This is a genomic window from Salinisphaera sp. SWV1 (assembly GCF_052044155.1).
GTDB lineage: Bacteria > Pseudomonadota > Gammaproteobacteria > Nevskiales > Salinisphaeraceae > Salinisphaera.
Genome location: NZ_JBQDYE010000164.1, coordinates 1 through 564 on the forward strand (window position 1 = coordinate 1; position 564 = coordinate 564).

Here is a 564-nt window from a genome sequence, read left to right on the forward strand (position 1 = left end):
GGGAAATGCCATCTGAACTCACACAAATATACGGGTCGCAAACAACGCCACACGCAGGAGATTGAAGCCCGCCAGCGTCATTTCCAGACGCCATTGATGAGAACATCATCCCCACACCTGACAATCCGATATAAAAAATACGCATCATATTCATAGCACATCCTGATAATCCAACCGTACAACACTTATGCTCATTTCATCATCAATCCGTAATCAAAACCGCTGACCTGGACGAGTTACGATGACCTGACAGAAGTATCAGACGTCTTCTGCGGTTTCTATGATAGAGCAATTCTGTGGCGGATATTAAGATAACGGGTATCTGTTCTTTAATGATGCCGCAAAAAATGGAAAGTTAAGAAAGCCTGGCGTGGTGAAAAAATACACTTGCCTCAATACTGGATATTTAAACAGGTCTGGAGATGCTGTCACGATTAGGGTGCGGAAAAAGGAAGCGTAAATAAGAACAATCAAAAGTACGACGGCAATGGGTTGATTGACAAGGGTATTTTTTAAGCTATGAATCAGCGCCATTTATCACAGAATAGACTTTTACTCTGAATA

General features: G+C 42.0%; 1 pseudogene. It reads right to left on the reverse strand.

From position 1 onward, the window contains the following. Positions 1-154 (reverse strand): annotated as a pseudogene (locus ACS8YF_RS20040) (YcgJ family protein); the annotation flags it as partial. Between the last annotated feature and the right edge of the window lie 410 nt (positions 155-564).